The organism is Microbacterium gallinarum (assembly GCF_014837165.1).
Classification (GTDB): Bacteria; Actinomycetota; Actinomycetes; order Actinomycetales; family Microbacteriaceae; genus Microbacterium; species Microbacterium gallinarum.
This window is the reverse complement of the sequence record NZ_JACSPM010000001.1, coordinates 1,332,460-1,355,418: the sequence shown is the minus strand read 5'-3', so window position 1 is coordinate 1,355,418 and position 22,959 is coordinate 1,332,460. Positions and strand designations below refer to the sequence as shown.

The following is a 22,959-nucleotide window of genomic DNA, read 5'->3' as shown; positions in this document are numbered from 1 at the left end:
CCGCCGCTCCGCACCCGCATCCGCCCCTACACTGGCGCGATGAGCACCGACGCCGCCGGCGGCGGCGCGGGCGCGGCATCCGAATCCGCCACCGCACGCGCCCGCCTCTCGAACGGAACCATCGCGCGCTACGCCACCGGCTCGCTCGGCACCGGCGGGTTCGCGACCCTGCCCGGACTCGTGCTGACGTACTACCTCACCGACTCGCTCGGCGTCGCCGCGCTCGCTGCGGGCCTCGTCATCACGCTCGCCAAGGTGTGGGACGTCGTGATCGACCCGATCATCGGCACCCTCACCGACCGCGACCTCGCCCGCCACGGCACGCGCCGCCGGCTGATGCTGCTCGGCGCCTGCACGATCCCGGTGCTCTTCGCCCTCACGTTCGCCGTCCCGCCCGCCCTCGGTCCGGCGGTCGCGGCGATCTGGGTCTTCTTCGCGTTCACCCTGACGGCGACCGCCTTCAGCCTCTTCCAGGTGCCCTACATCGCCCTCCCCGCCGAGCTCACACCGCGCTACGACGAGCGCACGCGACTGCTGACGTGGCGTGTGGTGGTGCTCACGCTCGCGATCCTGCTGTTCGGCGCCGGCGGTCCGGCACTGCGCCGCGTGGCCGACGACCCGGTCATCGGCTACCTCGTGATGGGCGTCGTCGCCGGCGTGGTCATCGGACTCGGGATGCTGGTCGCCACGACCGTCGCGCGCCGGCCCGTGACGGAGACCGCGCTCGGCGCGTCGGAGAGCACGCTCCCCACCGCAGCCCGGGCAGGCCTGCGCGAGCACTACACCGAGGGCGTCCGCGCCCTGCGCCGCAGCGGGCCGTTCCGCGCGCTGCTCGCGACGTTCGTGCTGCAGGCGCTCGCGACCGGGCTCATGCTCGCCGGCGCACAGTACGTCGCGACGTGGGTGCTCGAGTCCGAGGCCGCGGTCGAACTGCTGTTCGTCGCTCTCATCGCACCCGCGCTGTTCGCAGCCCCCGCGTGGGGCGCCGTCTCCCGACGGATCGGCAAGGAGCGCGCGTTCGCGATCGCGAGCACCGTCTTCGCCGTCGCCGCACTGTCGATCCTCGGCGTGCTGTGGGCACCGGGCGACTGGATCTACGCGCCGGTCGGCGTCGCGGGGATCGCCTACGCGGGCATGCAGTCGCTGCCGATGGCCATGCTGCCCGATGTCGTCTCGCACGACGAGCGCACCTCCGGACCGGGGCGCGCGGGGTCGTTCAGCGGCGTCTGGACCGCGGGCGAGACGGTCGGCTTCGCGCTGGGCGCCACCGTGCTGTCACTGATCCTCGCGGTCACGGGGTACATCTCGTCGACGGCGGGCGAGACGGTCACCCAGCCAGCCGCCGCGGTGACGGGAATCGTCGTCAGCTTCAGCCTGGCGCCCGCCCTCCTCATCGGACTCAGCCTCTGGAGCCTCGCCCGCTACCCGCTCCGTCGCAGCGACATCGAGTCACAGCAGTCGTGAGATCCCGTCTCACCGGAGCCGTCGTAGACTGAGTCATCCCGCCCGAAGGAGAGCGCCCGTGCCCAAGGCCGCCCCGGCAGCAGCCGTCCCGTCCCGCGCGAAGGCGCCCGCCCTCGCCGAGGATGTCTCCGCCCCGTTGGACGCCATGATCGACGACCTGCAGACGGGCGCCCGCACGTGGAGTCACCTCACACTCGACCAGCGCACCCGCCTGCTCGGCCGGGTCCGCGACTCCGTGGCGACGGTCGCGGAGGAGTGGGCCGACGTCGCCGCGACCTCGAAGGGCCTCGAGCCGGGACATCCGCTCCGTGGCGAGGAATGGCTCTCGGGGCCCTACGCCACGCTGGTCGCCCTCGACGCGTACCGGTCGACGCTGTCGGCGCTCGCGAAGGGCGAGAGTCCGCTTCGCGGGGTGAAGACGGATGCCGCGCCCGGCGGCCGGCTGCGCGCACAAGTGTTCCCGCTCAGCCCGATCGACGGCGTGCTGCTGTCGGGCTACACCGGCGAAGTCTGGTTCGAACCAGGCGTCACCGAGGCCCAGGCGCGTCGCACGGCCGGACTGGCGCAGCTGACACCCACGGAACCCGGCGGAGTCGGGCTCGTGCTCGGCGCGGGCAACGTGACGTCCATCCCGGTGCTCGACGTGATCTACGAGCTGATGGCGCACAACCGCGTCACGATCCTCAAGGTCAACCCGACCCAGGACTCCGTCGTGCCGGTCTTCGAGCGTGCGCTCGCACCGCTCATCGAGCCCGGCTTCCTGCGCATCGTGCGCGGCGGCGGCGACGTGGGTGCGTACCTCGCCGATCACCGCGGCATCGCCCACGTGCACATCACCGGAGCCACCCCGACGTTCGACACGATCGTGTGGGGTCCGTCGAGCGGTGCGGGCGCGGCGGCCACCGCCCGCCGCAGACGCGAGGACCGTCCGAAGCTCAAGAAGCCCATCACGGCCGAGCTGGGCGGCGTGTCGCCGATCATCATCGTCCCCGGCGAGTGGAGCGACGCCGACCTCCGGTTCCAGGCCGAGCACGTCGCCACCATGCGGCTCTACAACTCGGGCCACAACTGCATCGCCGGCCAGCTCGTGCTGCTGAGCTCGGACTGGCCCCAGCGCGAGGCCTTCCTCGACGCGCTCCGCGCGGCGTTCGACGCCGCGCCCGCGCGACCGGTCTGGTACCCGCGGTCCGACGAGAAGCTGGCTGCCGCGGCATCCGACTACCCGTCCGCCACCTGGCGCGGCGACGGCACCCGCGCGTTCATCGAGGTCGGTCCGGGCGACGACGCGACCGCCGTCGAGACCACCGAGTACTTCGCACCGGTGCTCGGCATCGTGACGCTGCCCGGCAACGGTCAGGAGTTCGTCGACCGGGCAGTCGCGCACGCCAACGACGAGCTCGCCGGCACGCTCGGAGCGAACGTGCTCATCGATCCCGTGACGCAGGCGGCGCTCGGCGACGGCTTCGAGCGCGCGATGGCCGACCTCCGCTACGGCACGATCTCGATCAACTCGTGGACCGCCTTCGGCTTCCTCACCCCGACCCTTCCCTGGGGCGGTTTCCCCGGCGCGACGCCGCAGAACGTCGAGAGCGGCATCGGCGTGGTCCACAACGCGCTGCTGCTCGACGGCATCGAGCGGGCGGTGACCCGCGGCCCGTTCCGGCCGTTCCCACGGTCGCTCCAGCCGAAGTCGCTGAGCCGCTCGGGCGGTCGCGCCTTCTCGGTGCTGCCGAAGCCGCCGTGGTTCGTGACGTCGCGGACCGGCGCCGCCGTGAGCGAGGGCTTCACGCGGTTCCGGATGGACGGCGACTACGCGAAGCTCTCGGCCACCCTGATCAAGGCCTTCCGGGCGTGACGCGGCAGGACCGGCACAGCCTGAGTGCCGACTACATCGTCGTGGGCGCCGGCTCCGCGGGCGCGGCCCTGGCCGCACGGCTGAGCGAGGACCCGTCGGTCTCGGTGCTGCTGCTCGAGGCGGGCGGGCCCGACAGGGCGCTCGAACTCCATGTCCCGGCGGCGTTCTCGAAGCTCTTCCGCGGCCCGTACGACTGGAATTACGACACCGTCCCGCAGGAGCGGCTGGAAGGGCGCACGGTGTACTGGCCGCGCGGCAAGACGCTCGGCGGATCGTCGTCGCTAAACGCGATGATGTGGGTCCGCGGCTTCGCAGCCGACTACGACGAATGGGCCGAGGAGGCCGGGCCCGCCTGGTCGTGGAAGTCGCTCGTCCCCTACTTCCGCCGCGTCGAGCGCACCCAGGATGCGGTCGATCAGACCCACGGGACCGCCGGTGCGCAGTCGATCGAGCATCAGCGCGATCCACGCCCCCACACGGCGGCTTTCCTCGACGCGGTGCGCGAGGTGGGGCATCCCGTCACCCCCGCGAATCTCCCGGAGGGGCAGGGTTTCAGCCAGACGATGGTGTCGCAGCGGCGAGGCGGCCGCGCGTCGACCGCCGACGCCTACCTGCGCCCCGCCCGACGGCGGCGCAACCTTCGGGTGGTGACGAACGCCTTGGTGCGCCGGGTCACCTTCGCACGGCGGAACGACGCCGATCACGCGCACGTCGGCGACACCGGGGTCGAGACGCCGACCCCCACCGGCGCTCTCGTCGCGACCGGCGTCTACGTCGACATCGACGGCATCACTCGCCACGCGCGAGCGCGACGCGAGGTCGTCCTGGCAGGGGGCACGATCAACACCCCGCAGCTGCTGATGCTGAGCGGCATCGGGCCTGCGGAGCACTTGGACGAGCACGGCATCCCGGTGCTCGTCGATGCGCCCGGCGTGGGCTCGAACCTGCAGGACCACCTCGTCGCCGGGCTCGCGCCCGAGGCGCGCGGCGGCACGCTGCACGGCGCCGAGCGCCTCGCCGAGCTCGGGCGCTACCTCTCGTCGCGGCGCGGCATGCTCACCTCCAACGTCGCGGAGGCGTGCGGCTTCGTGCGAACGAACGTCGCCGACCGCGCCGGTGTGCCGGACGCGCTGCCCGACATCGAGATCATCTTCGCGCCGGTCCCGTACGTCGGCGAGGGCCTCGTGCCCACGCCGGGCGAGGGCCTCACGGTGGGTGCGATCCTGCTGCGGCCGCGCAGTCGCGGCACGATCCGCCTCGCTTCAGCCGATCCGACGGCCAAGCCGCTCATCGATCCGGGCTACCTCACCGACGCCGACGGCATCGACGAGGCGACGATGCTCGCGGGCCTCGCGGAGTGCGAACGACTCATCGACACCGACGCGCTGCGCGCCGTGACCACCGGCGGCTGGATCCAGCCCGAGGGCGGCGAGTCCATGACGCAGGCCGAGCGGGCCGACCTGTCGCTGCGTCGCTACTCCCACACGCTGTACCACCCCGTCGGGACGGCGCGGATGGGAACGGATGCCGCGTCCGTCGTCGACCCGGAGCTGCGGGTCCGCGGAGTCGAGGGACTGCGCGTGGCCGACGCATCCGTCATGCCCACGGTCATCCGCGGCCACACGAACGCGCCCGCGATCGTGATCGGCGAGGTCGCCGCCGACCTCATCCGGGGCCGCTGACGCTCGCCGGCCGGTTCACCTCGGCCTGCCACCATCGCCAACCCCCTCGCTCTCGCCGAGATCAGGTGATCTGGCGAGAACAGGATGATCTCCGCCGAGCCGTCCTGTTTTCGCCAGATCTCCTGTTTTGGGGCAAAGAAAGGGGGACGGATGCCGCGCCACAAGGTGCAGCGGCACTCACCGGCCAGCCCTTCCTCACCCCACCGTCGCCACCCCGAGACCAGGTGATCTGGCGAAAACAGGATGATCTCCACCGAGCCGTCCTGTCGCCGACAGAACTCCTGTTCTGGGCAACGGAAAAGGGGAAGAAGGGGGACAAGGGGAGGAAGGGGAAGTAGGGGGACGGATGCCGCGGGCGGGAACGGCGAAGGGGAGGCACCCGGCCGCGATGACCGGGTGCCTCCCCTTCGTGGATCCTGGGGTCAGCGACCGCCGCGGCGGCTGCCGCCGTTCTGGCGGACGACCGAACCGACCATGAGCTTTCCGCCGCCGTTGCCCGCACTCGAGGCGCGGCGACCCGTGGTGCGCGGGTTGCCCTGCGGCTGGGCCGAGCGGGTGTGCCCTGCGCTCTGGTCGGAGCGCTGGTGACCGGTCTGCACGCGGTCGGTGGACTGAGCGCGACCGCCCTGGCCGCGACCGCCCTGGCTACGGCCGGAGCGCTGTCCGCCGCCGCCGGTGCCCTGCTCGCGGGCGGCGCGCTTGCGCTGGGCGTTGGCGCCCTGGCTCTTGCCGCCGCCGCCGCGGACCGGCTGCTGCACGGGCTCGGGCTTGACGTACGGGGCGACCTCGCCGACCAGCTCGGCGACCGCGGCCGAGTCGGCCGTGACCTTCACCGGCGCGACCGAGATCGCGGCCTTGCGCAGGAGCTGCGCCACGTCCTTCTCCTGGCCGGGGAGCACGAGCGTGACCACGGCACCCTCCGCCCCCGCGCGGGCCGTGCGGCCCGAGCGGTGCAGGTACGCCTTGTGCTCCATCGGCGGATCGACGTGGATGACCAGCTCGACGTCGTCGACGTGCACGCCGCGGGCGGCGACATCGGTGGCGACGAGCACCTTGGCGGTGCCGGCCGAGAACGCCGCGAGGTTGCGGTCGCGCTGCGGCTGCGAGAGGTTGCCGTGCAGGTCGACGGCGGGGATGCCCTGCGAGGTGAGCTGCTTGGCGAGCTTCTTCGCGTGGTGCTTGGTGCGCATGAACAGGATGCGGCGGCCCGTGCCCGAGGCGAGCGTCTTGACGACGTCCTTCTTGGCGTCGGCATCGGTCATCGTGAAGACGTGGTGGGTCATCGCGGCGACCGGCGAGTGCGCCTCGTCGACCGAGTGCAGCACCTCGTTCTGCAGGAAGCGGTTCACGAGCTTGTCCACGCCGTTGTCGAGCGTGGCGCTGAAAAGAAGGCGCTGGCCGCCGGACGGCGTCGCGTTCAGGATGCGCGTCACGACCGGCAGGAAGCCGAGGTCGGCCATGTGATCGGCCTCGTCGATGACGGTGATCTCGATCGCGTCGAGGTGCGCGTAGCCCTGCTTCATGAGGTCTTCGAGGCGGCCCGGGCAGGCGACGATGATGTCGACGCCGGCGTTGAGCGCCTGCACCTGGCGGTTCTGGTTCACGCCGCCGAAGATCGTCGTCGTGGTCAGGCCGTACGCCTTGGCGAGCGGGGCGAGCACGGCGTCGATCTGCGTCGCGAGCTCACGCGTGGGCGCCAGCACGAGGCCGAGCGGGCGGCCCTTGCGGCGCGAGCCGCCAGCGAGCGCGCCGCCGAGGCGGGCGACCATCGGGATCGAGAAGGCGAGGGTCTTGCCCGAGCCGGTCTTGCCGCGGCCGAGCACGTCGCGGCCTGCGAGGGTGTCGGGGAGCGTGTCGACCTGGATCGGGAACGCGGTGGTCTTGCCCTCTGCCGCGAGCGCGGCGACGAGGGGCTGGGGCACGCCGAGCGTGCCGAAGGTGACGTCAGTCATCGGGGATCAATCTCCGGGCGCGCATACGCACCCTGGTCGGTGGCCGGTGGCGTATCTCGCCCACGGGTCGCCGTACGAAAGTTTTCAGCCGACGGCGTCTGTGCGGGCGGGCCCGGAGACGGCGGCGAGGGAAGCGTTCTACGACGCAAGAAGCGCAGAAATGCGCTGCAAGTACGTCGAGCCTACCAGGGATGCGGGTGGGGTTCCTGAGCGACCGCCTCACCCGGGTCCTCGTGCGAGGACCCGTCGGCGTCGGACGCGTCACCGCCCTCGGCCACGTCCTCACCGTCCGTCGCGGCCTGCTCGGCCGGGGGGACGTCCTCGTCCTCGCTCCCGGCGAACCGGTCGGCGGCGGCGCGGAGCGCGGCGGCGATGCCCGGCTCTGAAGCCGAGTGCGAGGCATCCGGAACCATCACGAACTCGGCCTCGGGCCACGCGCGATGCAGATCCCATGCGGTCATGGGCGGGGTGCACACGTCGTAGCGACCCTGCACGATGACGGCGGGGATGTCGCGGATGGCGTCGACCCCCGCGATGAGCTGCCCCTCTTCGAACCAGCCGCCGTGCATGAAGTAGTGGTTCTCGATGCGGGCGAACGCCGTCGCGGCGGCAGCCTCGGTCATGTCGTCGACCAAAGACTCATCGGGCAGCAGCGTGAGCGTGGCGGCCTCCCACCGCGACCATGCGACCCCCGCCGGCGTGTGCACCGCGGGGTCGGGGTCGAACAGCCGGCGGTGGTACGCCTCGATCATGCGCGAGCGCTCGAGCACCGGGATGGGTGCGATGAAGTCCTCCCACAGGTCGGGGAAGAGCGCCGACGCACCGCCCTCGTAGAACCACTCCAGCTCGTGGCGGCGCAGCGTGAAGATGCCGCGGAGCACGAGCTCGGATACCGAGTCGGGGTGCGTCTGGGCGTACGCGAGCGCGAGGGCGCTTCCCCACGAGCCGCCGAACACCTGCCACTTCGCGACGCCGAGGTTGCGCCGGAGCAGCTCGATGTCGGCCACGAGGTGCCACGTGGTGTTGTGGCGCAGGTCGGCGGTGGGGGCGCTCGCGTGCGGCGTCGAGCGCCCGCAGCCGCGCTGGTCGAAGAGCACGATCCGGTAGCGCTCGGGGTCGAAGAACCGGCGATGCCACGGCGACGTGCCGGCACCGGGGCCGCCGTGCAGGAAAACGACGGGCTTGCCCTCGGGATTTCCGCTCTGCTCCCAGTAGACCCGGTTGCCGTCGCCCACGATGAGCTCGCCGGTCTCGTACGGCTCGATGGGCGGATACAGGATGTCGTCGAGGTGTTCGTTCATAGGCTTCCCCCCGGAATGCCGAAAGTCTCGCAGGCTGCGACCCCGTTGCGGTAGCCCGTCTCGAACCAGCGCTGACGCTGCTCGCTCGAACCGTGCGTCCAGGTCTCGGGGTTGACCCCGCCGCCGGACTGCTGCTGGATGTGGTCGTCGCCCACCGTCTGCGCGGCGTTGATCGCGTCGGCGATCTGCTGCTGGGTGGGCTCCTTGAGGTAAGCGACGCCGTCCTCGTCCACCTGCTCGGTCATGTCGCCGATGAAGGCACCGGCGAAGCAGTCGGCCTGCAGTTCGAGGCGCACGCCGTCGCTGTCGGGGCCGGTGCCGCGATCGGAGTGCTCCTGCATGATGCCTGCGATGTTCTGCACGTGATGGCCGTATTCGTGGGCGAGCACGTACAACTGTGCAAGCGGGCCCGCGGTCGCATCGAACTGCTGGCGGAGCAGCCCGAAGAAGGTCGGGTCGACGTAGACGGCCTGTTCGGGCGGGCAGTAGAACGGTCCGGTCTGGTTCGACGCCGTGCCGCACTGGGTGTTGGTGGCGCCATCGACGACGAAGAGCTGCGGCGGGGTGTAGCCCTGCACCTGGCCCTCCCAGAATTCGTCGAGCACGACCTGCCCGGCGGCCAGACGGCAGTCGTCGCGCGCGTTGGCATCGGCGCCGGACTGGCACTGCTCGATGCGGGTCGCCTCGCCACTGTCGACAGCGCCGCCGCCGCCGACGAGTCCCGAGATGTCCTGTCCGGTGAAGAGCTGGAACAGCAGCACCGCGATCGCCCCGATGCCGGCGATACCGCCGCCGGCGATCGCTGCTCCACCGCCACGACGCCGCGCGGTGCTCCCCCCGACGTTGGCGTTGTCGTTGAACGTCATGGGCACACGGTACCCCGGGCATGGGTCCCCGGCGAGGAGACTTGACACGGCAATAGGCTCTGGGCATGGCCAGCGCACTCACGACCGTGACCATCACCGGGGCCGGCGGGCAGATCGGCTACGCCCTGCTGTTCCGCATCGCCGCAGGCGACATGCTCGGGGGGGATCGTCCGGTTCGGCTGCGGCTGCTCGAGATTCCGCAGGGGATGCGCGCCGCCGAGGGCGCGGCGCTCGAGCTCCAGGACTGCGCGTTCCCGCTGCTGCACGGGGTCGAGCTGAGCGACGACCCCCGCATCGCCTTCGAGGGCTGCAGCATCGCCCTGCTCGTCGGCGCCCGCCCACGCGGTCCGGGCATGGAGCGGGCCGACCTGCTCGCGGCCAACGCCGGCATCTTCGGCCCGCAGGGCGCCGCGATCGGCGAGGTCGCGGCCGACGACGTGCGCGCCGTGGTCGTGGGCAACCCCGCGAACACGAATGCGCTCATCGCCGCGTCGGCGGCGACGCCCGGTGTGCCCGCCGACCGGTTCACCGCCCTCACACGGCTCGACCACAACCGCGCGGTCGGCCAGTTGGCCGAGGCGCTGGATGCCCGCCCCGACGCGGTGCGGGGCGTCGCGATCTGGGGGAACCACTCGGCGACGCAGTACCCGGACGTGACGCACGCCACGGTCGACGGGGTGCCGGTCATCGACGCCCTCGCGGAGCGCCTGGGCGGGCGCGCGGCCGCCGAGGCCTGGCTCGACGACGTCTTCATCCCTCGCGTCGCACGGCGCGGGGCCGAGATCATCGAGGTGCGCGGCTCGTCGTCCGTGGCCTCCGCCGCCCACGGGGCCATCGAGCACGTGCGCGACGAGCAGCTCGGCACGGCCGGCGCCACGACCTCGGCGGCGGTCGTGTCGCGCGGCGAATACGGCGTGCCCGCGGGGATCGTGTGCTCGTTCCCCGTCACCTCCGACGGTGACGGCTACCGGGTCGTCGAAGGGCTCGAGCTCGACGCCCGGTCGCGCGCCCGGTTCGACGCGTCGGTGGCAGAGCTGGTGGCAGAGCGCGACGCGGTCGAGGCACTCGGGGCGCTGTAGCCGCATGGAAGTCCTCGTCCTCGCCATCCTCGCGGTCGTCGTGATCGCGCTCGCCACTGCGGTCGCGCCGAAACTCAACATCGCAGGTCCGCTCGTGCTGGTGCTCATCGGCGTCGCGGTGGGCCTGCTCCCCTTCGTGAACGTGCCCGAGATCGATCCGGAGTGGATCCTCGTCGGCGTGCTGCCGCCGCTGCTGTACTCCGCGGCCGTCGCCCTCCCGGCCATCGAGTTCCGCCGCGACTTCGGCCCGATCGCCGGCCTGTCGTTCCTGCTCGTGCTCCTGAGCTCGATCGCGCTCGGGTTCTTCTTCGTGCTCGTGATCCCGGGGCTCAACCTCGCATTGGCGGTCGCGCTCGGTGCGATCCTCAGCCCGACCGACGCCGTCGCCACCTCGATCGTGAAACGACTGGGGGTCTCGGGCCGCGTGGTGACCATGCTCGAGGGCGAGAGCCTGCTCAACGACGCGACCGCGCTCGTGCTGCTGCGCACGATGGTGGCCGCCGCGGCGGTCGCGACCGCCGGCGCTGCGGCCGAGGACGGCGTGGGCGTCGGGTTCATTCCCGCCTTCGCGTGGGGCGTGGTCGTCGCCGTGGTCATCGGAGCGATCGTCGGCTACCTCAACCTGCGGCTCCGCTCGCTCATCGGACACTCCGCCGCCAACACCGCCATAGGCTTCGTGATCCCCTTCGCGGCGTACCTTCCGACCGAGGAGCTCGGCGGCTCGGGCCTCGTCGCCGCGGTCGTCGCCGGCATCGTGACCGGTCAGGGCTCGGCGCGCTGGTTCACGCCCGAGCAGCGCATGTCGGACGAGCACAACTGGCGCACCATCGAGCTGATGCTGGAAGGCGCGGTGTTCCTGCTGATGGGTCTCGAGCTCAAGCAGATCGTGGAGGGGAACGTCGAGAACCACGACGGCCTCGGCACGGGCATCGGCATCGCGCTCGGGGCGCTGGCGATCGTCCTCGCCGTGCGCGCCGCGTACGTCTCCGTGATGGTCTGGCTGCAGAGCCGCCGGGCTCGCGGGAGGCAGCGGGCGCGGCTGGAGCAGATCGGCGAGCGCATCGACGAGCTCGCGAGCGGCGCGGCCGCCGACCCGATGAGATCCGGCGGCGGACGCCGGGCGCGCCGGGACACGCTGTCTCCCGACCACCCGCGCACGCAGCGCCGCATCGCGTCGATGAGGGCACGGGTCGCCCGGGCGATGCGAGACCTCAACTACTACCAGGCGTCGCCGCTCGGCTGGAAGCACGGCGTGGTCATCGTGTGGGCCGGGATGCGCGGTGTCGTGACGCTCGCCGCGGCGCAGACGCTCCCGCGCGACACCCCGGAGCGCGAGCTGCTCGTCTTCATCGCGTTCGCCGTGGCCGTCGGAAGTCTCATGCTGCAGGGATTCACCCTGCCGTGGCTGGTGCGCGTGCTGCACCTCACGTCACCCGCCGACAGCCTGCTCGAACGGGCCGAGCAGTCCGAGCTCGACGACGAGCTGCGCACCGCCGCCGTCGCCGCGATGGCCGACCCGAAGCTCCGGCGCCGCGACGGGAACCCGTTCCCCCAGGAGCTCATCGAGCGGGTCGGCTCGCGCCTGGCCGACCCACCCGACGACGACGCGAGCACCGCGGCGCGCGACGCCCTCGAGCTGCGCCTCGTGCTCATCGAGGCCATGCGGCGGCGGCTGAACGAGCTCTCCTCAGGGGGCGAGTTCAGCACACCCGCGCTGCGGCACGCACTGGCCGAGCTCGATGCCGACCAGCTGAGCCTCGAGCTGCGCCTCGGCGACCAGGACTGAACTGAACCACGGCGACGACGGTTTCGGGAGAGAATGGGTTCCGGCGAAGGAGCGATGGCGATGAACGGTGCGGGTCCCGCGGCAGACGCGATGGCGACGGATGCCTCGACCCTGCGTTCCGGGGCGGCCGAGGGCGAAGCATCCGCTCAGACCGCTCCTCTGCACCTGCCGCACGCCGCCGCGGACTGCCCGAAGTGCTTCACCGAACTGCAGCGCGACCGTGACTGGTGGCAGGCCCGGCCCGCCGGTTCGCGCCTGGTCGGTCTCGTCATCTCTCGCGACGACATGCCGTCGGTGGTCGAGCAGCGCAACGACCTGACACGGTTCGGCGTTCCGATCGAGGGCTTCCGGCACCCAGCGCCCGAGACGATGGAGTCGTGGGAGGAGCGCCTCGTGCGGCTCTTCGGCACGCTCACCCGCGGCGATGTGCTCGTGGTGAGCAACGTCCACGCGCTCGGGCGCGACATCGACGAGGAGACGCGCACCGTCGCCGAGCTGCACCGGCGCGGCGTCGTCGTCAAGGTCATCAGCCACGGCGGCCGGCACCTCTACGACACCGGTCGCTGACCGCTGCGTGCTCAGTCGTCGTCCGCAGCGGCGGACTCGCGCTCCAGGTCGAGCAGCGGCAGGTCGTTGCGCGTGACCAGTCGTGCGGCGATCGCATGCTCGACGAGCCTCACACGCCGGTTCGTGGCGTAGGAGCGCACGCCGCCGCGCAGCCCCGGCACGCCGATGCGGTCCAGCTTGTCGCAGACGTTGTCGAGCTTGCGGTTGAAACGGGTCAGCGTCCAGCCGAGACGCTCGGCCGCCTGCGCCGAGGTGGGCAGCTCGCTCATGCCGGTGCCCTCGCGGCGCAGGACGGGTTCGGCGAGCGCGAGGATCATCATTCGCTGGCTGTGCGTGAGCGGCACGTCGCCGATGGTGCTCAGCCCGTCGTCGTGCTCGAGCTGCTGCGTCTCGCGGAACGCCGGCTCGGCCACACTGATCGTGAGCTCGTAGGTCGTCGGCCCGGCGCTGAAGATCACCGCGGTGGCGGCGAACACGAGCGGCAGCCGCGCACCCGGCGCGAGCCACGCCTGCACACGGCCACCCGAATCGGTGACGGTCGCCGCGAGCCGGCTGCCGACGTTCGAGAGCAGCCAGAGTCCCTGGACGTTCTCGATCGTCAGGAAGTGCCGGTGCAGGAAGAGGTTGTCGTCGATCGCCAGGTCGCCCTCGCGACCCACGGTGAAGACCGCGTCGGGACCGACTGTGAAGGCCTCGCCCGCGAACTCGACCGTCAGCTCGTCGGTGGGCGCGGTCACGGAGCACACCCCCGGACGGCATCCGACGACTGGCCGTTGTCTCGCACGAGCAGAACCTCCACACAGGTCGTCCCCGAGGGGTCGGCGGGCACGGTCACCTCGGCGTCGGTGACCGGCTCGAACACCGGCTCCTCGTCGGGGCGGGTCACCACGCCGACGAGGTAGCGGTCGCCCTCGCGGGGATCGGGATTGGTCCACGTGAAGGCGACCCCGTCGGCCGTCGCGACGCCCGACAGGTCTTCGGGCTGCGGCACGACCGCCGACACCGGATCCTGCGGATCGGACGAGGTCACCGGAGTGGGCACCGGATCGGGTCCGGCGAGGATGCCCGGAAGCGAGACGCCGACGATGACCGCGACGATGACGATCGCCGCGGCCCCTAGCCCGATCCACAGTCCGCGACGCGACTGTGGCCCCGCGGCGGCGGTGTCGCCTGCGGCTCCGGGATCGGCGACCGGCTCGTAGGCGGGCGCTGCCGTGGCCGCCGGTACGGCCGGGGAGGCGGGCACGGCGGGTCCAGACGTCGAGAGCGCCGCAGACGGCGCACGCACGACGGTGTGGTCGAGTTCCGGCGCGATCTCGGCCGGCGAGCGTCGGCGCGTCTCGGCGGCCGCGGCCGACGGGGCGGTCGCGCGGATGACGGTCTGCGCGTCGGCCGGCTCGTACACCGGCGGGACGACGGGCGGGCGCCCGGCGGTGGGGCTCGTCTCCGCCGACGGGCGGGTGCGGCCGGCGGCGGGCGTCGTCTGCGGCGAGATGCTGACGACGCCTCGCACCCGCGTCAGGCCTTCGTCCTCGTCTTCGACGATGTCCTCGGTGATGCCGTCGTCGAGGATGTCGACCGGCGTGACCGAATGCGAGAGCTCGATCTGCACCTTCTGCAGCGCACGGGCGAAGGCGATGGCGGATTCGTAACGGTCGGCCGACGGCTTCGACATCGCACGCTCGAGGGTGCGTTCGAGAGACGGCGGCACGTCGGCGCGACCGAGCGGGGGCAGCGGCGCGGTCTCGATGCGCTGGATGAGCTCGGCGGCCGTATTGCGCTGGCCGGGCAGCTCGAACGGCGAGCGACCGGCGAGGAGCGTGTAGACGGTGGCGCCGAGGGCGTACACGTCGGACTGCGGGTCGCTGCGCGGCTCGTCGGCGAACGACTCGGGCGGCGACCACGGGATCGACAGCCCGGCGGACTCAGCCGCGGCACTCGTGGTCGACGCGATGCCGAAGTCGGTGAGCGCCGGCCGGTTGTACTCGGTGACGAGGATGTTCGCCGGCTTGATGTCGCGGTGCAGCACGCCCGCGCGGTGGGCCGTCTCGACGGCTGCGGCCACCTGCACGCCGACCCGCAGCGACTCGGCGATCGAGAACGGCTCTCGGCGGTACCGCACCTGCAGGTTGGGCTTCGGGCAGTACTCCATCACCAGGTACGGGCGCCCGTCGCGCGCGACGCCGGCCTGGTAGATCGTCACGATGGCGGGGTGCGTCGAGAGCATCGCCATGACGTTCGCCTCGGCGGTGAACTCCGAGACCGAGCCGCTCGACATCCGCTCGGTGAGCAGCACCTTCACGGCGACCCGTCGCTTGGGAAGCGCCTGCTCGTACAGGTACACGTCGGCGAACCCGCCCGAACCGAGCAGGTCGACGTACGTGAAGCCCGGCAGGTCGGGTGGCGCCATCGGCGCGCGTTTGGAACTCACGCGATGTCCTCGATCGCCACCGTGATGCCGTCGCCCAGATCGATCACGTCGCCCGGCACGACGACCGTCGCCTCGCCAGGATGCAGGCGCATCGGGTCGACGCCCGGCCGCAGCAGAGTCGACCCGTTGGTGGTGTTGAGGTCGGTCGCAACGATGCTGTCGCCCTCGACGCGCAGCTCGACGTGGCTGCGCGAGATGTCCTGCTGCGGGCTGTCGACCGCGACGAGGTGCGGCAGGTCGGTGCCCGACACGCGCGTCGATCGCGGGCGTCGTCCGATCACGACGGTGCGGTCGAGCGTCACGACCTGGCCCGACGACACGCGGATGCGCCCGGGAGCCGGCGGCCGCGGCGGCGCGAGCGGCGGCACCGGCTCGGCAGCACCCCGCATCGCCCTGGCCTCGGCGAGCGAGATGGTCTCGCCGTCGTGATCGCCGAGCACGACTGGCGTGTCGGCCGGGCGCACGACGGTCGCCTCGAGGGCGGGATCCTCTGCGATCTCGTCGAGCACGTGCTCGGCCTCCTCGTCGCGCGGGATCAGCGTCGACTCGGCGGGCAGGAGCGTGTCGGCGTCGGCGAGCGACAGCACGGCGGCGGAGTCGATCAGCCCGGCCGACGGGGTCGTGAGAGGCGTCGCGGGAGAGGGAGGGGCGACGGATGCTGCGCCCTGTGCACCCGGAACGTGCGCCGACCGTCCGCGCGGGGCAGGCTCGGGCGTGGGCTGTGCTGGCGGCAGCGGTGCGACCGCGGGCTCTGGTTCGAGCTCTGGTTCGGGCTCCGATTCCGGTTCAGGCTCGGCTGCAGGATCGGGTGCGGGCTCAGGCTCGCGCTCAGGCGCGGGTGCGGGTGCGGGTGCAGGCTCGGGCGACTCCACGGCCGGATCGGGCCGCTCCGCGGGGGCGGCCTCCGTCTTCACCGCGGCAGCCGCAGACTCGTCCGCGCCGGCGGGAACCCACACGAGGCCGGCGGCGAGCACGACGCCGTCCGCGATAGGCAGCTCGGGGGGCGCAGCATCCGCTCCCCCGTCCAGCGAGACCCGCGATGCCTCGGCGACGACGCGCTCCGTCCAGGTCGTGACGCCCTCGCCCGATACGCGCTCGGGCGAGCGGCCGTCGACGTCGAGCGCGAACGAACCGCGGACGGCGAGTCGGACGGATCCTCCTTCGGCGAGCGCGACCGCGAACGGCGGCACGGCCGACAGCGAGGTGCCGTACGCACCCGTCAGTGCCTCGAGAACGCCGCCGAGCCCGCGACCGTCGGCCACGAGCGCGTGGATGCGTGCGGCGAGAGCGGGCGATGTGTCGTCGGCGAGCGCAGCGAACCCCTGCGGGGTGACCGCGACCGGGTGCGTTCCCGGCGAGTAGTGGACCGACATCAGAATCCTCCCGTGGCGACGACGCGGGGCAGCGTGTCTCCGTCCACCTCGTCCGCGGCGGCGGCGGCCGACGGGGACGTGTGATCACCGGGGCGGTTCGCCCGGGTGCGGACGGCCGTGGCATCCACCACCAGCGCCGTGATGTTATCGCGTCCGCCGCGGAGCATGGCCTCGTGCACCAGGCGGGTGGCGGCGCACTGCGGCTGCGTCTCGGCCACCAGGACGGCATGGATGGCGGCGCTGTCGAGCTCGCTGGACAGCCCGTCCGAGCACACCAGGATGCGGTCACCGGGCTCGGCGGGGATCAGCCAGTAGTCGGCGTCGCCGTCGCTCCCTGCGCCGATCGCCCGCGTGATGACGTTGCGGCGCGTATCGCTCGAGGCCGCCTCGGGAGCGAGCTGGCCGGCGTCGATCAGCTCCTGCACGACGGAATGATCGACGCTCACCTGCTCGAAGACACCCTCGCTGAGGCGGTAGGTGCGCGAGTCGCCGAGGTTGATCGCGAGCCAGTAGCCCTCGCCGTCGACGTCGGCGATCACGACCCCGGTGAGCGTCGTGCCCGCGCCGGCGCCCTCACCGGCGGGCAGCGCCTCGACGCGGCGCCGAGCCTGGGCCAGCGCCGCGCGGACCTCATCGATCTCGAGGCTGTCGCGTCCGGCGAATCCGGAGAACTCGTCGATCACCGTGGCGCTGGCGATCTCGCCCGCGTGGTGTCCGCCCATGCCGTCGGCGACGAGGAACAGCGGCGCGACGGCGAGGTAGGAGTCCTCGTTGATCGCTCGGCGCAACCCCGGATCGGTCGCCGATCCGAAGGCCACGGTCACCGGGGAGCTCATCGCGGCACTCCCACCGAAGCGATGCGGTCACCGAGCTCGAGGAGGTCTCCGTCGCGCAGTCCGGTGCGCAGGCCGGGGACGAGCGGATGCCGCTCCCCGCCGCGCACCAGGACGGTGCCGTTCGTCGAGTGATGGTCGGCGACCCATGGCCCCGATGCCACCCCGCCGATCTCGAAGTGCGTCTTCGACAGCGACAGCGTCTCGTCGCGCACCGGGACGCTCACGATCCCGGGCTCGACAGCGGGGTTGCGGCCGTAGCGGGTGCGGCCGTAGACCGCCATGCGGACGCCATCGTCCCACGTGAGCACCGCGAGCACGGGATCGTCGAACATCGGCGCAGGCGGAGCGGGCGGCGGGACGGTCATGCTGCGCGCCTGGTCGGCGGAGGGCAGCGTCACAGGGCGGGTGGCGGGCGCCTGCGGGATCATCGCGGAGGGAGGAGCGGATGCCTCGGCCACCGCCAGGGTGCCGGGGACAGCCGTGAGCGTCATCGCCGGCGCGGGGGCCGCGACGGGCGCAGGTGCCGGTACGGCCGGCGCAGCGGCCTGCGCCGGGACCGCTGCCACGGGAGCGGGTACGACCGGCGGGGCCGGCTTGGGCGGGATGACGATGGCGTCGAGGAACCACGGGTGCGGAGCGGACACGGCCGGGACGGACGATACCGAGGCGGCCGTCGCAGCCGCGGCTGCGGCATCCGCTCCCCGCACGTCGATGACGAGCGCGCCGGCGGCCCGATCGTGCCAGCCCTGGCGGCGCGGACTCGCGTCGAACAGCGGCGTGAACCAGCCGACGATGATGGCGCAGGACGCCGACCACACCACGTTGCGCCACAGTGCGCGCCAGAAGCCGATCGCAACCGGGGCGTCGGCGTCGAGCAGTCGCAGGCCGAGCGCGCGCTGGCCGACCGAGCCCTGCGCACCCTGCATCGCTGTGTAGACGAGCGACCACGCGAGCAGCGACGTCCACGCCGCGACGGTTGCGACACCGAGCGCGAGGGCGAGGGTGCGGGCATCGCCGACGGCGCCGAGGCTCAGGGCGACGGCGAAGGCGGCAGCGGCTGCCGCGGCGCCGATCGCCGCGGCGACGAGCGCGTCGATCACGTAGGCGCCGACTCGCCTGCCGGGCGGCGCGGCGACGAGGGCGAGGGGCGGACGGGCGGTCATGCGTTCTCCTGGGGGGCGTCGGGCTCGGGTGCCCGCTCGGACGACGTCTCACGGCCTCCGCGGCGCGCATGCGGCGGGCGCGGCGCTCGCGGTCGGCGGTCGGGCAGCGCGAACCGCGTGCCGGCGAGCAGCGAGCGCAGGCTCAGTCGCGCGCCGAGGCGGTTCCAGACAGACCGGCCGGCCCCCATGCCGCCGACGATCTCGTCGACCTGGCGCCAGAACTCCGCGACGTCGTCGGGCGTCGGCTCGGACGGCCCGAAGACCTCGAGATCCGCGCGCTGGGCGAGGGTGATGACGCGCGGCTCGGTGAACGCGGCCTCGACGACTCCGGCGTCCTCCGCGCGGGTGGCGCCGGGCGTGACGGGGGTGCCGTAATCCTTCGCGTGGTCGACGAGCTCGTCCCAGCCGCCGCTGATGCGGTCGGCGGCGCGTTCGGCCTCGCGGCGGCGGCGACGACGCACGGCCTTGAGCGCGCCGATGACGATGAACGGCGCGGCGAGCAGCGCCAGCACGCTGAGCACTCCGATGCCGATCACGACGATGAGCGCGAGCAGGGCGGCGTCGAAGGTGCTCTCGTCTTCCGACTCGCGGTCGTCGGGCACGGTCGGCGGAAGGTCGACCGGCTCCTGCGGCGGGGGCGGCGGCTGCAGCACCTGCGGCTTGGGGTCGGCGCGGGGCTTGGTGGTCTGGTCGTTGGGAACCTGGTCCTCGGGCGGCGTCGGGTCGAACGTGACCCACCCGTGCTCCTCGAACGCGACCTCGACCCACGCGTGGAGGGTGTCGCCGGTCGCGGTGAAGACCGGCTCGCCGGCGGCATCCTCCTCGGGATAGAAGCCCATCACGACACGCGCGGGGATGCCGATCTCGCGCGCGAGCAGCGCCATCGCCGTCGCGTACTGCTCGTCGTCGCCGACCATCTGGTCGGATCCGAGGAGCGTCGAGATGCGCTCCGCACCGTGGCCGGCCCGCGAGAGCACCTCGCCTTCGAGTCCGTGGCTGAAGAAGCCGCCCTCGGCCAGCATCGTCTGGAGTGCGCGCACCTGCTCGATGGGCGTGGTGGCCTCGGCGACGGCCTCCGACGCGATCTCGACGAACGCCTGGGGCACGCCCTCCTGATCGGGCAGCGCGACAGGCGCGAAGTCGTCGCCCTCGAGCGCGTCGTCGCTCGGCGTCGACGGCACCACGGCCTCGAGCGTGTAGGCATCGCCCTCGCTGAGCTCGCGCGTGACGACGGCGGTCGACGTGCCCTCGTTGTAGTAGGCGGTGCGACGCAGGTCCTCCGCGCGATCGCCGTCGAAGGCGATGCTGCGGACGGCGCCGACCTCCGGCATCCACACTCCCTCCAGCGCACCGATCTCCACGTGCACGGTCGCGGGCGTGCCCTCGGCCTGCGCGGACATGTTGCCCCGCACCGGGCTGAAAGCACTCGAGGTGCCGGCCCCGTCGTCCGACACGTTGTAGACCGTGCCGTCGTAGGCGTCGACCGTCGCCAGACGCACGCGCGCCTCGTCGGGCATACCGGTCACCGAGAAGAGCGGCTCGTCGGGGAAGTCGCGGACGTAGGCGCGGAAGGACTGCAGCGGGCTCGGGTAGGCGTGCACGTCGAACGGCGGGATCACGACGTCGCGGAGCACGTAGCGCGGGCTCTGCGGCGCGGCGAACGCGCTGGTGGCGACACCCACGAGCGCGGCGACCGCGACCACGGCACCGCCGAGGATGAGCCGTCGAGTGGCCACCCCGCGCACGGGGGCCGCCCCGTCGCCGAGGGGCACTGCGCCGGTGCCGTGCTCCCAGCTCTGCCGCAGGGCGAGCCAGATCGCCGCGACCAGCGCGAAGACGACGCCCTGCACGACGGGGACCGCGGGCTGCGGCGTGCCGAGCGCGATCTGCGCCACCAGGAGCGCCGCCGCGGGGATCAGCGCCCAGGCCGGGGTGCGCAGGCGCAGCGCCAGTGAGGCCGTGAGCACCGCGGCGACGAGCGAGAGCAGGAAGGGGACGATGAGGTGACCATCGGATGCCGCGACCGGCGCGACCGTGGTCAGCAGCTGCTTCCACGACGTGACGACCCCGAGGGCGAGCCGGCCCAGCGTGTCGATCGTCGGGATCACACCCAGCGCCGCGGTGTGCGGGAGGGCGAGGGCGCCGCCGAAGAGGAAGTAGGCGACCACGGTGAGGCCGGCGAGCGGGAGGATGCCCCACCGCAGCCAGGCGCAGAGCGCGGCGAGACCCATGCCGAGGAGGGCGCCGCCGATCGCCGCAGGGAGGTAGGCGGGTCCGCCGAACGTGGGCCAGAAGCCGGCGATCGGCACGGCGAGGAGCGCGGCGACCGCGCTCAGGTCGAGCACCCAGCGCCGCACGCTCACCTCGGCCCGGGCACTCACGAGAGCACCTTCCGCAGCGCGGCGGGCAGCTGCTCGAGCGAGCCGACCGTCACGACGTCGGCGTCGCCGATGCGGCGCAGCGCGGGAGCGGCGCCGGTCTCGGCGACCACGGCGAGCGTGCGGGCGCCGAACGGCAGGCGGGCGCAGGCCGCACGCAGCTTGGTGGCGCTGACCCCGCTGCCGCACACCAGCACCACGACGCTCGCCAGCGGGAGCGTCGCGGCGACGATGCCGGCGAGGTCGACGACGCCTCCGGCGCGCGGACGCGAGTGCACCACGCCCGACAGCGAGTCGAGGAACTGCTTCCCCGTCGCCGAGGGGAGCGCGCGCTCCTGCACGCGGACCTCGACACGCTGCGAGTCGCGCAGCGCGCGCAGTCCCAGCGACCCGGCGGCCGAGATGGCGAGCTCGAACTCGTCCTCGTCGCGGTAGTCGCCCGGGTGCGTCGAGAGCCCGATCACGAAGTGCGACCGACGGGTCTCCTCATACTGGCGCACCATGACGGTGCCGGTGCGCGCCGTCGACTTCCAATGGACGTGACGCAGGTCGTCGCCCGGCTGGTACTCGCGCAGCGCGTGGAACGACACGTCGTCGCGCGAGAGGTCGGTCGCGGGCAGGCCCTCGAGGTCGCGCAGGAAGCCGAGCGACTGACCCTCGAACAGCACGGTGCGCGGGTGCACGTAGAGGTCGACCGGCTCGTCCTTGCGATGCACGCGCTCGAAGAGGCCCAGCGGATCGCCGCGCACGACGCTGACCGGGCCCACCTCGACCACGGCGCGCTTGGTCGTCGGGATCGCGAACAGCTCTTCGGCGGAGGCGCCGGGTGCCAGGCGATGCACCTCGAACTCACCGCGACCGGCGCCGACCGGCAGCACGACGCGCGACGGCAGGATGGCGCGGGTGCCCGAGTTCGACAGCGTGAGTGCGCCGACCGCGCGCTCTCCGACCACGACCCGGGTCCGGGTGAGGTCGAGGGTCACGTCGTAGGCCGTGCGTCCGATGAGGAAGAGCGCACACAGCGCGAGAAGCACGGTCAGCACAGTGGCTGCGACGGTGAGCTCCCACCAGCCGAGCGTCGCCCCGGCGATCCAGAGCACGACGGCGACGGCGATCAGCACCCAGGCGGCAGGGCGGACGACGGCGATCACGCCGCGCAGCCAGCGCGCGGCATGTTCGGCGGTCGTCTCCCACCATTCGCGGCGCTCCGTCACCGGAGCGGCCGACCCGAGCGCCTCCGTCGTCATCAGGCCGCGGACCTCGCCTGCGGTGCCGCGACGTCCTCGAGCACGCGCGAGACCACGGTCTCGGCCGTCGTGCCGGCGAATTCGGCCTCGGGATCGAGCACGAGACGGTGGGTCCACACCGGGCCTGCGAGAGTCTTGATGTCGTCGGGCGTGACGAAGTGACGGCCCTGGGCGGCGGCCCACACCTTCGCGATGCGGATCATCGAGAGCGAACCACGCACCGACACGCCGAGCCTGGTCGCGGCATCCGCCCGGGTCGCCTCCGAGAGCTGCGCGGTGTAGCGCAGCACGGCACCCTCGACGTGCACAGTGGCGGCGAGGTCGGCCATGTCGGCCACCGCACCGGTGGTGATGATCGCGGGCAGATGCGAGGACGGGTTGCGATCGGCCGCGCCGGCGAGGATGCGCTCGGCTGCGGCGAGGTCGGGGTAGCCGATCGACGTGCGGATGAGGAACCGGTCGAGCTGCGCCTCGGGCAGCTTGTAGGTGCCGGCCTGCTCGATCGGGTTCTGCGTGGCGATCACGAGGAACGGGCGACCCGCCTCGTGCGTGACGCCGTCGACCGTGACGCGCGACTCCTCCATGACTTCGAGGAGGGCCGACTGCGTCTTCGGCGAGGCGCGGTTGATCTCGTCGGCGAGCACGATCGACGCGAACACCGGTCCCTTGTGGAACTCGAAGCGGTGCGACGTCTGGTCGTAGATCGTGACGCCCGTCACGTCGGAGGGCAGCAGGTCGGGGGTGAACTGGATGCGGCTGCTCGTGCCCTGCACGGTGGCGGCGAGCGCCTTGGCCAGGCTCGTCTTGCCCGTGCCCGGCGCGTCCTCGAGCAGCACATGGCCCTCGGCGAGCATCGCCGACAGCACGAGCCCGACGACCTCGCGCTTGCCGAGCAGCGCCCGGTCGACGTTGTCGACGAGCCGCGCGAAGGTTCCCTGGAACCAGGCGGCCTGTTCGGGGGTCATGGTCATGGTGATGT

Annotated in this window: 17 protein-coding genes; 6 read left to right on the top strand and 11 right to left on the bottom strand. The window is 72.5% G+C overall.

Annotated elements, in window-relative coordinates; translation table 11 throughout:
- The first annotated feature begins 39 nt into the window (after positions 1 to 39).
- From H9622_RS06240 to H9622_RS06230, 3 genes are all read left to right on the top strand, one after another.
- Complete coding sequence (locus H9622_RS06240) at positions 40 to 1,464, top strand: MFS transporter (RefSeq protein WP_191765249.1); 1,425 nt, start codon at positions 40 to 42, stop codon at positions 1,462 to 1,464.
- Between the two features lie 145 nt (positions 1,465 to 1,609).
- Positions 1,610 to 3,319: an aldehyde dehydrogenase family protein gene (locus H9622_RS06235; RefSeq protein ID WP_191765654.1), complete on the top strand. Its 1,710-nt coding sequence runs from the start codon at positions 1,610 to 1,612 to the stop codon at positions 3,317 to 3,319.
- The gene (locus tag H9622_RS06230) at positions 3,316 to 5,001 is read left to right on the top strand and encodes a GMC family oxidoreductase (protein ID WP_318247046.1); all 1,686 of its coding nucleotides are present in this window, start codon (positions 3,316 to 3,318) and stop codon (positions 4,999 to 5,001) included. The genes H9622_RS06235 and H9622_RS06230 overlap by 4 nt, the downstream gene beginning before the upstream one ends.
- A gap of 422 nt (positions 5,002 to 5,423) precedes the next feature.
- Here H9622_RS06230 and H9622_RS06225 read toward each other — a convergent pair whose 3' ends face one another.
- The 3 genes from H9622_RS06225 to ypfJ all read right to left on the bottom strand — a co-directional run bounded on the left by H9622_RS06225 (position 5,424) and on the right by ypfJ (position 9,120).
- The gene (locus H9622_RS06225; protein WP_191765247.1) at positions 5,424 to 6,953 is read right to left on the bottom strand and encodes a DEAD/DEAH box helicase; all 1,530 of its coding nucleotides are present in this window, start codon (positions 6,951 to 6,953) and stop codon (positions 5,424 to 5,426) included.
- Between the two features lie 182 nt (positions 6,954 to 7,135).
- Complete coding sequence (gene pip / locus H9622_RS06220; protein WP_191765245.1) at positions 7,136 to 8,254, bottom strand: prolyl aminopeptidase; 1,119 nt, start codon at positions 8,252 to 8,254, stop codon at positions 7,136 to 7,138.
- Positions 8,251 to 9,120 carry a KPN_02809 family neutral zinc metallopeptidase gene (ypfJ, locus tag H9622_RS06215; protein WP_191765243.1) on the bottom strand — a complete coding sequence of 290 codons (870 nt, stop codon included), beginning with the start codon at positions 9,118 to 9,120 and terminating at the stop codon, positions 8,251 to 8,253. Before ypfJ ends, pip begins: the two co-directional genes overlap by 4 nt.
- Positions 9,121 to 9,185: 65 nt before the next feature.
- Here ypfJ and H9622_RS06210 point away from each other — a divergent pair, with 65 nt between their 5' ends.
- The 3 genes from H9622_RS06210 (at position 9,186) to H9622_RS06200 (ending at position 12,552) form a co-directional block, all read left to right on the top strand.
- Entirely contained in the window at positions 9,186 to 10,199 is a 1,014-nt protein-coding gene (locus H9622_RS06210; protein WP_191765241.1) for a malate dehydrogenase, read from the top strand.
- A 4-nt stretch (positions 10,200 to 10,203) separates the two neighbouring features.
- Entirely contained in the window at positions 10,204 to 11,985 is a 1,782-nt protein-coding gene (locus H9622_RS06205) for a cation:proton antiporter (RefSeq protein WP_191765239.1), read from the top strand.
- Positions 11,986 to 12,075: 90 nt separating this feature from the next.
- Positions 12,076 to 12,552 (top strand): recombinase family protein, encoded by a 477-nt coding sequence (locus H9622_RS06200; protein ID WP_191765652.1) that lies wholly within the window; start codon positions 12,076 to 12,078, stop codon positions 12,550 to 12,552.
- An 11-nt stretch (positions 12,553 to 12,563) separates the two neighbouring features.
- On the opposite strand, the gene H9622_RS06195 is transcribed toward H9622_RS06200, so the two are convergent.
- The 8 genes from H9622_RS06195 to H9622_RS06160 are packed head-to-tail and all read right to left on the bottom strand — an operon-like array spanning position 12,564 to position 22,951.
- Positions 12,564 to 13,298 (bottom strand): hypothetical protein, encoded by a 735-nt coding sequence (locus H9622_RS06195; RefSeq protein WP_191765237.1) that lies wholly within the window; start codon positions 13,296 to 13,298, stop codon positions 12,564 to 12,566.
- Positions 13,286 to 14,983 carry a serine/threonine-protein kinase gene (locus H9622_RS06190; RefSeq protein WP_191765235.1) on the bottom strand — a complete coding sequence of 566 codons (1,698 nt, stop codon included), beginning with the start codon at positions 14,981 to 14,983 and terminating at the stop codon, positions 13,286 to 13,288. The genes H9622_RS06195 and H9622_RS06190 overlap by 13 nt, the downstream gene beginning before the upstream one ends.
- Positions 14,980 to 16,356 (bottom strand): FHA domain-containing protein, encoded by a 1,377-nt coding sequence (locus tag H9622_RS06185; protein WP_191765233.1) that lies wholly within the window; start codon positions 16,354 to 16,356, stop codon positions 14,980 to 14,982. The genes H9622_RS06190 and H9622_RS06185 overlap by 4 nt, the downstream gene beginning before the upstream one ends.
- Positions 16,356 to 17,192, bottom strand: coding sequence for a PP2C family protein-serine/threonine phosphatase (locus tag H9622_RS06180; RefSeq protein WP_191765231.1), 837 nt, complete (start codon positions 17,190 to 17,192; stop codon positions 16,356 to 16,358). The genes H9622_RS06185 and H9622_RS06180 overlap by 1 nt, the downstream gene beginning before the upstream one ends.
- Positions 17,189 to 18,355 carry an RDD family protein gene (locus H9622_RS06175; RefSeq protein ID WP_191765229.1) on the bottom strand — a complete coding sequence of 389 codons (1,167 nt, stop codon included), beginning with the start codon at positions 18,353 to 18,355 and terminating at the stop codon, positions 17,189 to 17,191. Before H9622_RS06175 ends, H9622_RS06180 begins: the two co-directional genes overlap by 4 nt.
- Positions 18,352 to 20,736, bottom strand: a complete 2,385-nt coding sequence (locus tag H9622_RS06170) for a transglutaminaseTgpA domain-containing protein (protein ID WP_191765227.1) — start codon at positions 20,734 to 20,736, stop codon at positions 18,352 to 18,354. The genes H9622_RS06175 and H9622_RS06170 overlap by 4 nt, the downstream gene beginning before the upstream one ends.
- On the bottom strand, positions 20,733 to 21,980 hold the full coding sequence (locus tag H9622_RS06165) for a DUF58 domain-containing protein (RefSeq protein WP_191765225.1): 1,248 nt from the start codon (positions 21,978 to 21,980) through the stop codon (positions 20,733 to 20,735). The genes H9622_RS06170 and H9622_RS06165 overlap by 4 nt, the downstream gene beginning before the upstream one ends.
- Positions 21,980 to 22,951 carry an AAA family ATPase gene (locus tag H9622_RS06160; protein ID WP_191765223.1) on the bottom strand — a complete coding sequence of 324 codons (972 nt, stop codon included), beginning with the start codon at positions 22,949 to 22,951 and terminating at the stop codon, positions 21,980 to 21,982. Before H9622_RS06160 ends, H9622_RS06165 begins: the two co-directional genes overlap by 1 nt.
- Between the last annotated feature and the right edge of the window lie 8 nt (positions 22,952 to 22,959).

Bases quoted from the DNA above. Each gene is read 5' to 3' on its own strand.
- H9622_RS06240 (WP_191765249.1), top strand. From the start codon at position 40: ATGAGCACCGACGCCGCCGGCGGCGGCGCGGGCGCGGCATCCGAATCC.
- H9622_RS06235 (WP_191765654.1), top strand. From the start codon at position 1,610: ATGATCGACGACCTGCAGACGGGCGCCCGCACGTGGAGTCACCTCACA.
- H9622_RS06225 (WP_191765247.1), bottom strand. From the start codon at position 6,953: ATGACTGACGTCACCTTCGGCACGCTCGGCGTGCCCCAGCCCCTCGTC.
- pip (WP_191765245.1), bottom strand. From the start codon at position 8,254: ATGAACGAACACCTCGACGACATCCTGTATCCGCCCATCGAGCCGTAC.
- ypfJ (WP_191765243.1), bottom strand. From the start codon at position 9,120: ATGACGTTCAACGACAACGCCAACGTCGGGGGGAGCACCGCGCGGCGT.
- H9622_RS06210 (WP_191765241.1), top strand. From the start codon at position 9,186: ATGGCCAGCGCACTCACGACCGTGACCATCACCGGGGCCGGCGGGCAG.
- H9622_RS06205 (WP_191765239.1), top strand. From the start codon at position 10,204: ATGGAAGTCCTCGTCCTCGCCATCCTCGCGGTCGTCGTGATCGCGCTC.
- H9622_RS06200 (WP_191765652.1), top strand. From the start codon at position 12,076: ATGGCGACGGATGCCTCGACCCTGCGTTCCGGGGCGGCCGAGGGCGAA.
- H9622_RS06185 (WP_191765233.1), bottom strand. From the start codon at position 16,356: ATGTCGGTCCACTACTCGCCGGGAACGCACCCGGTCGCGGTCACCCCG.
- H9622_RS06180 (WP_191765231.1), bottom strand. From the start codon at position 17,192: ATGAGCTCCCCGGTGACCGTGGCCTTCGGATCGGCGACCGATCCGGGG.
- H9622_RS06175 (WP_191765229.1), bottom strand. From the start codon at position 18,355: ATGACCGCCCGTCCGCCCCTCGCCCTCGTCGCCGCGCCGCCCGGCAGG.
- H9622_RS06165 (WP_191765225.1), bottom strand. From the start codon at position 21,980: ATGACGACGGAGGCGCTCGGGTCGGCCGCTCCGGTGACGGAGCGCCGC.
- H9622_RS06160 (WP_191765223.1), bottom strand. From the start codon at position 22,951: ATGACCATGACCCCCGAACAGGCCGCCTGGTTCCAGGGAACCTTCGCG.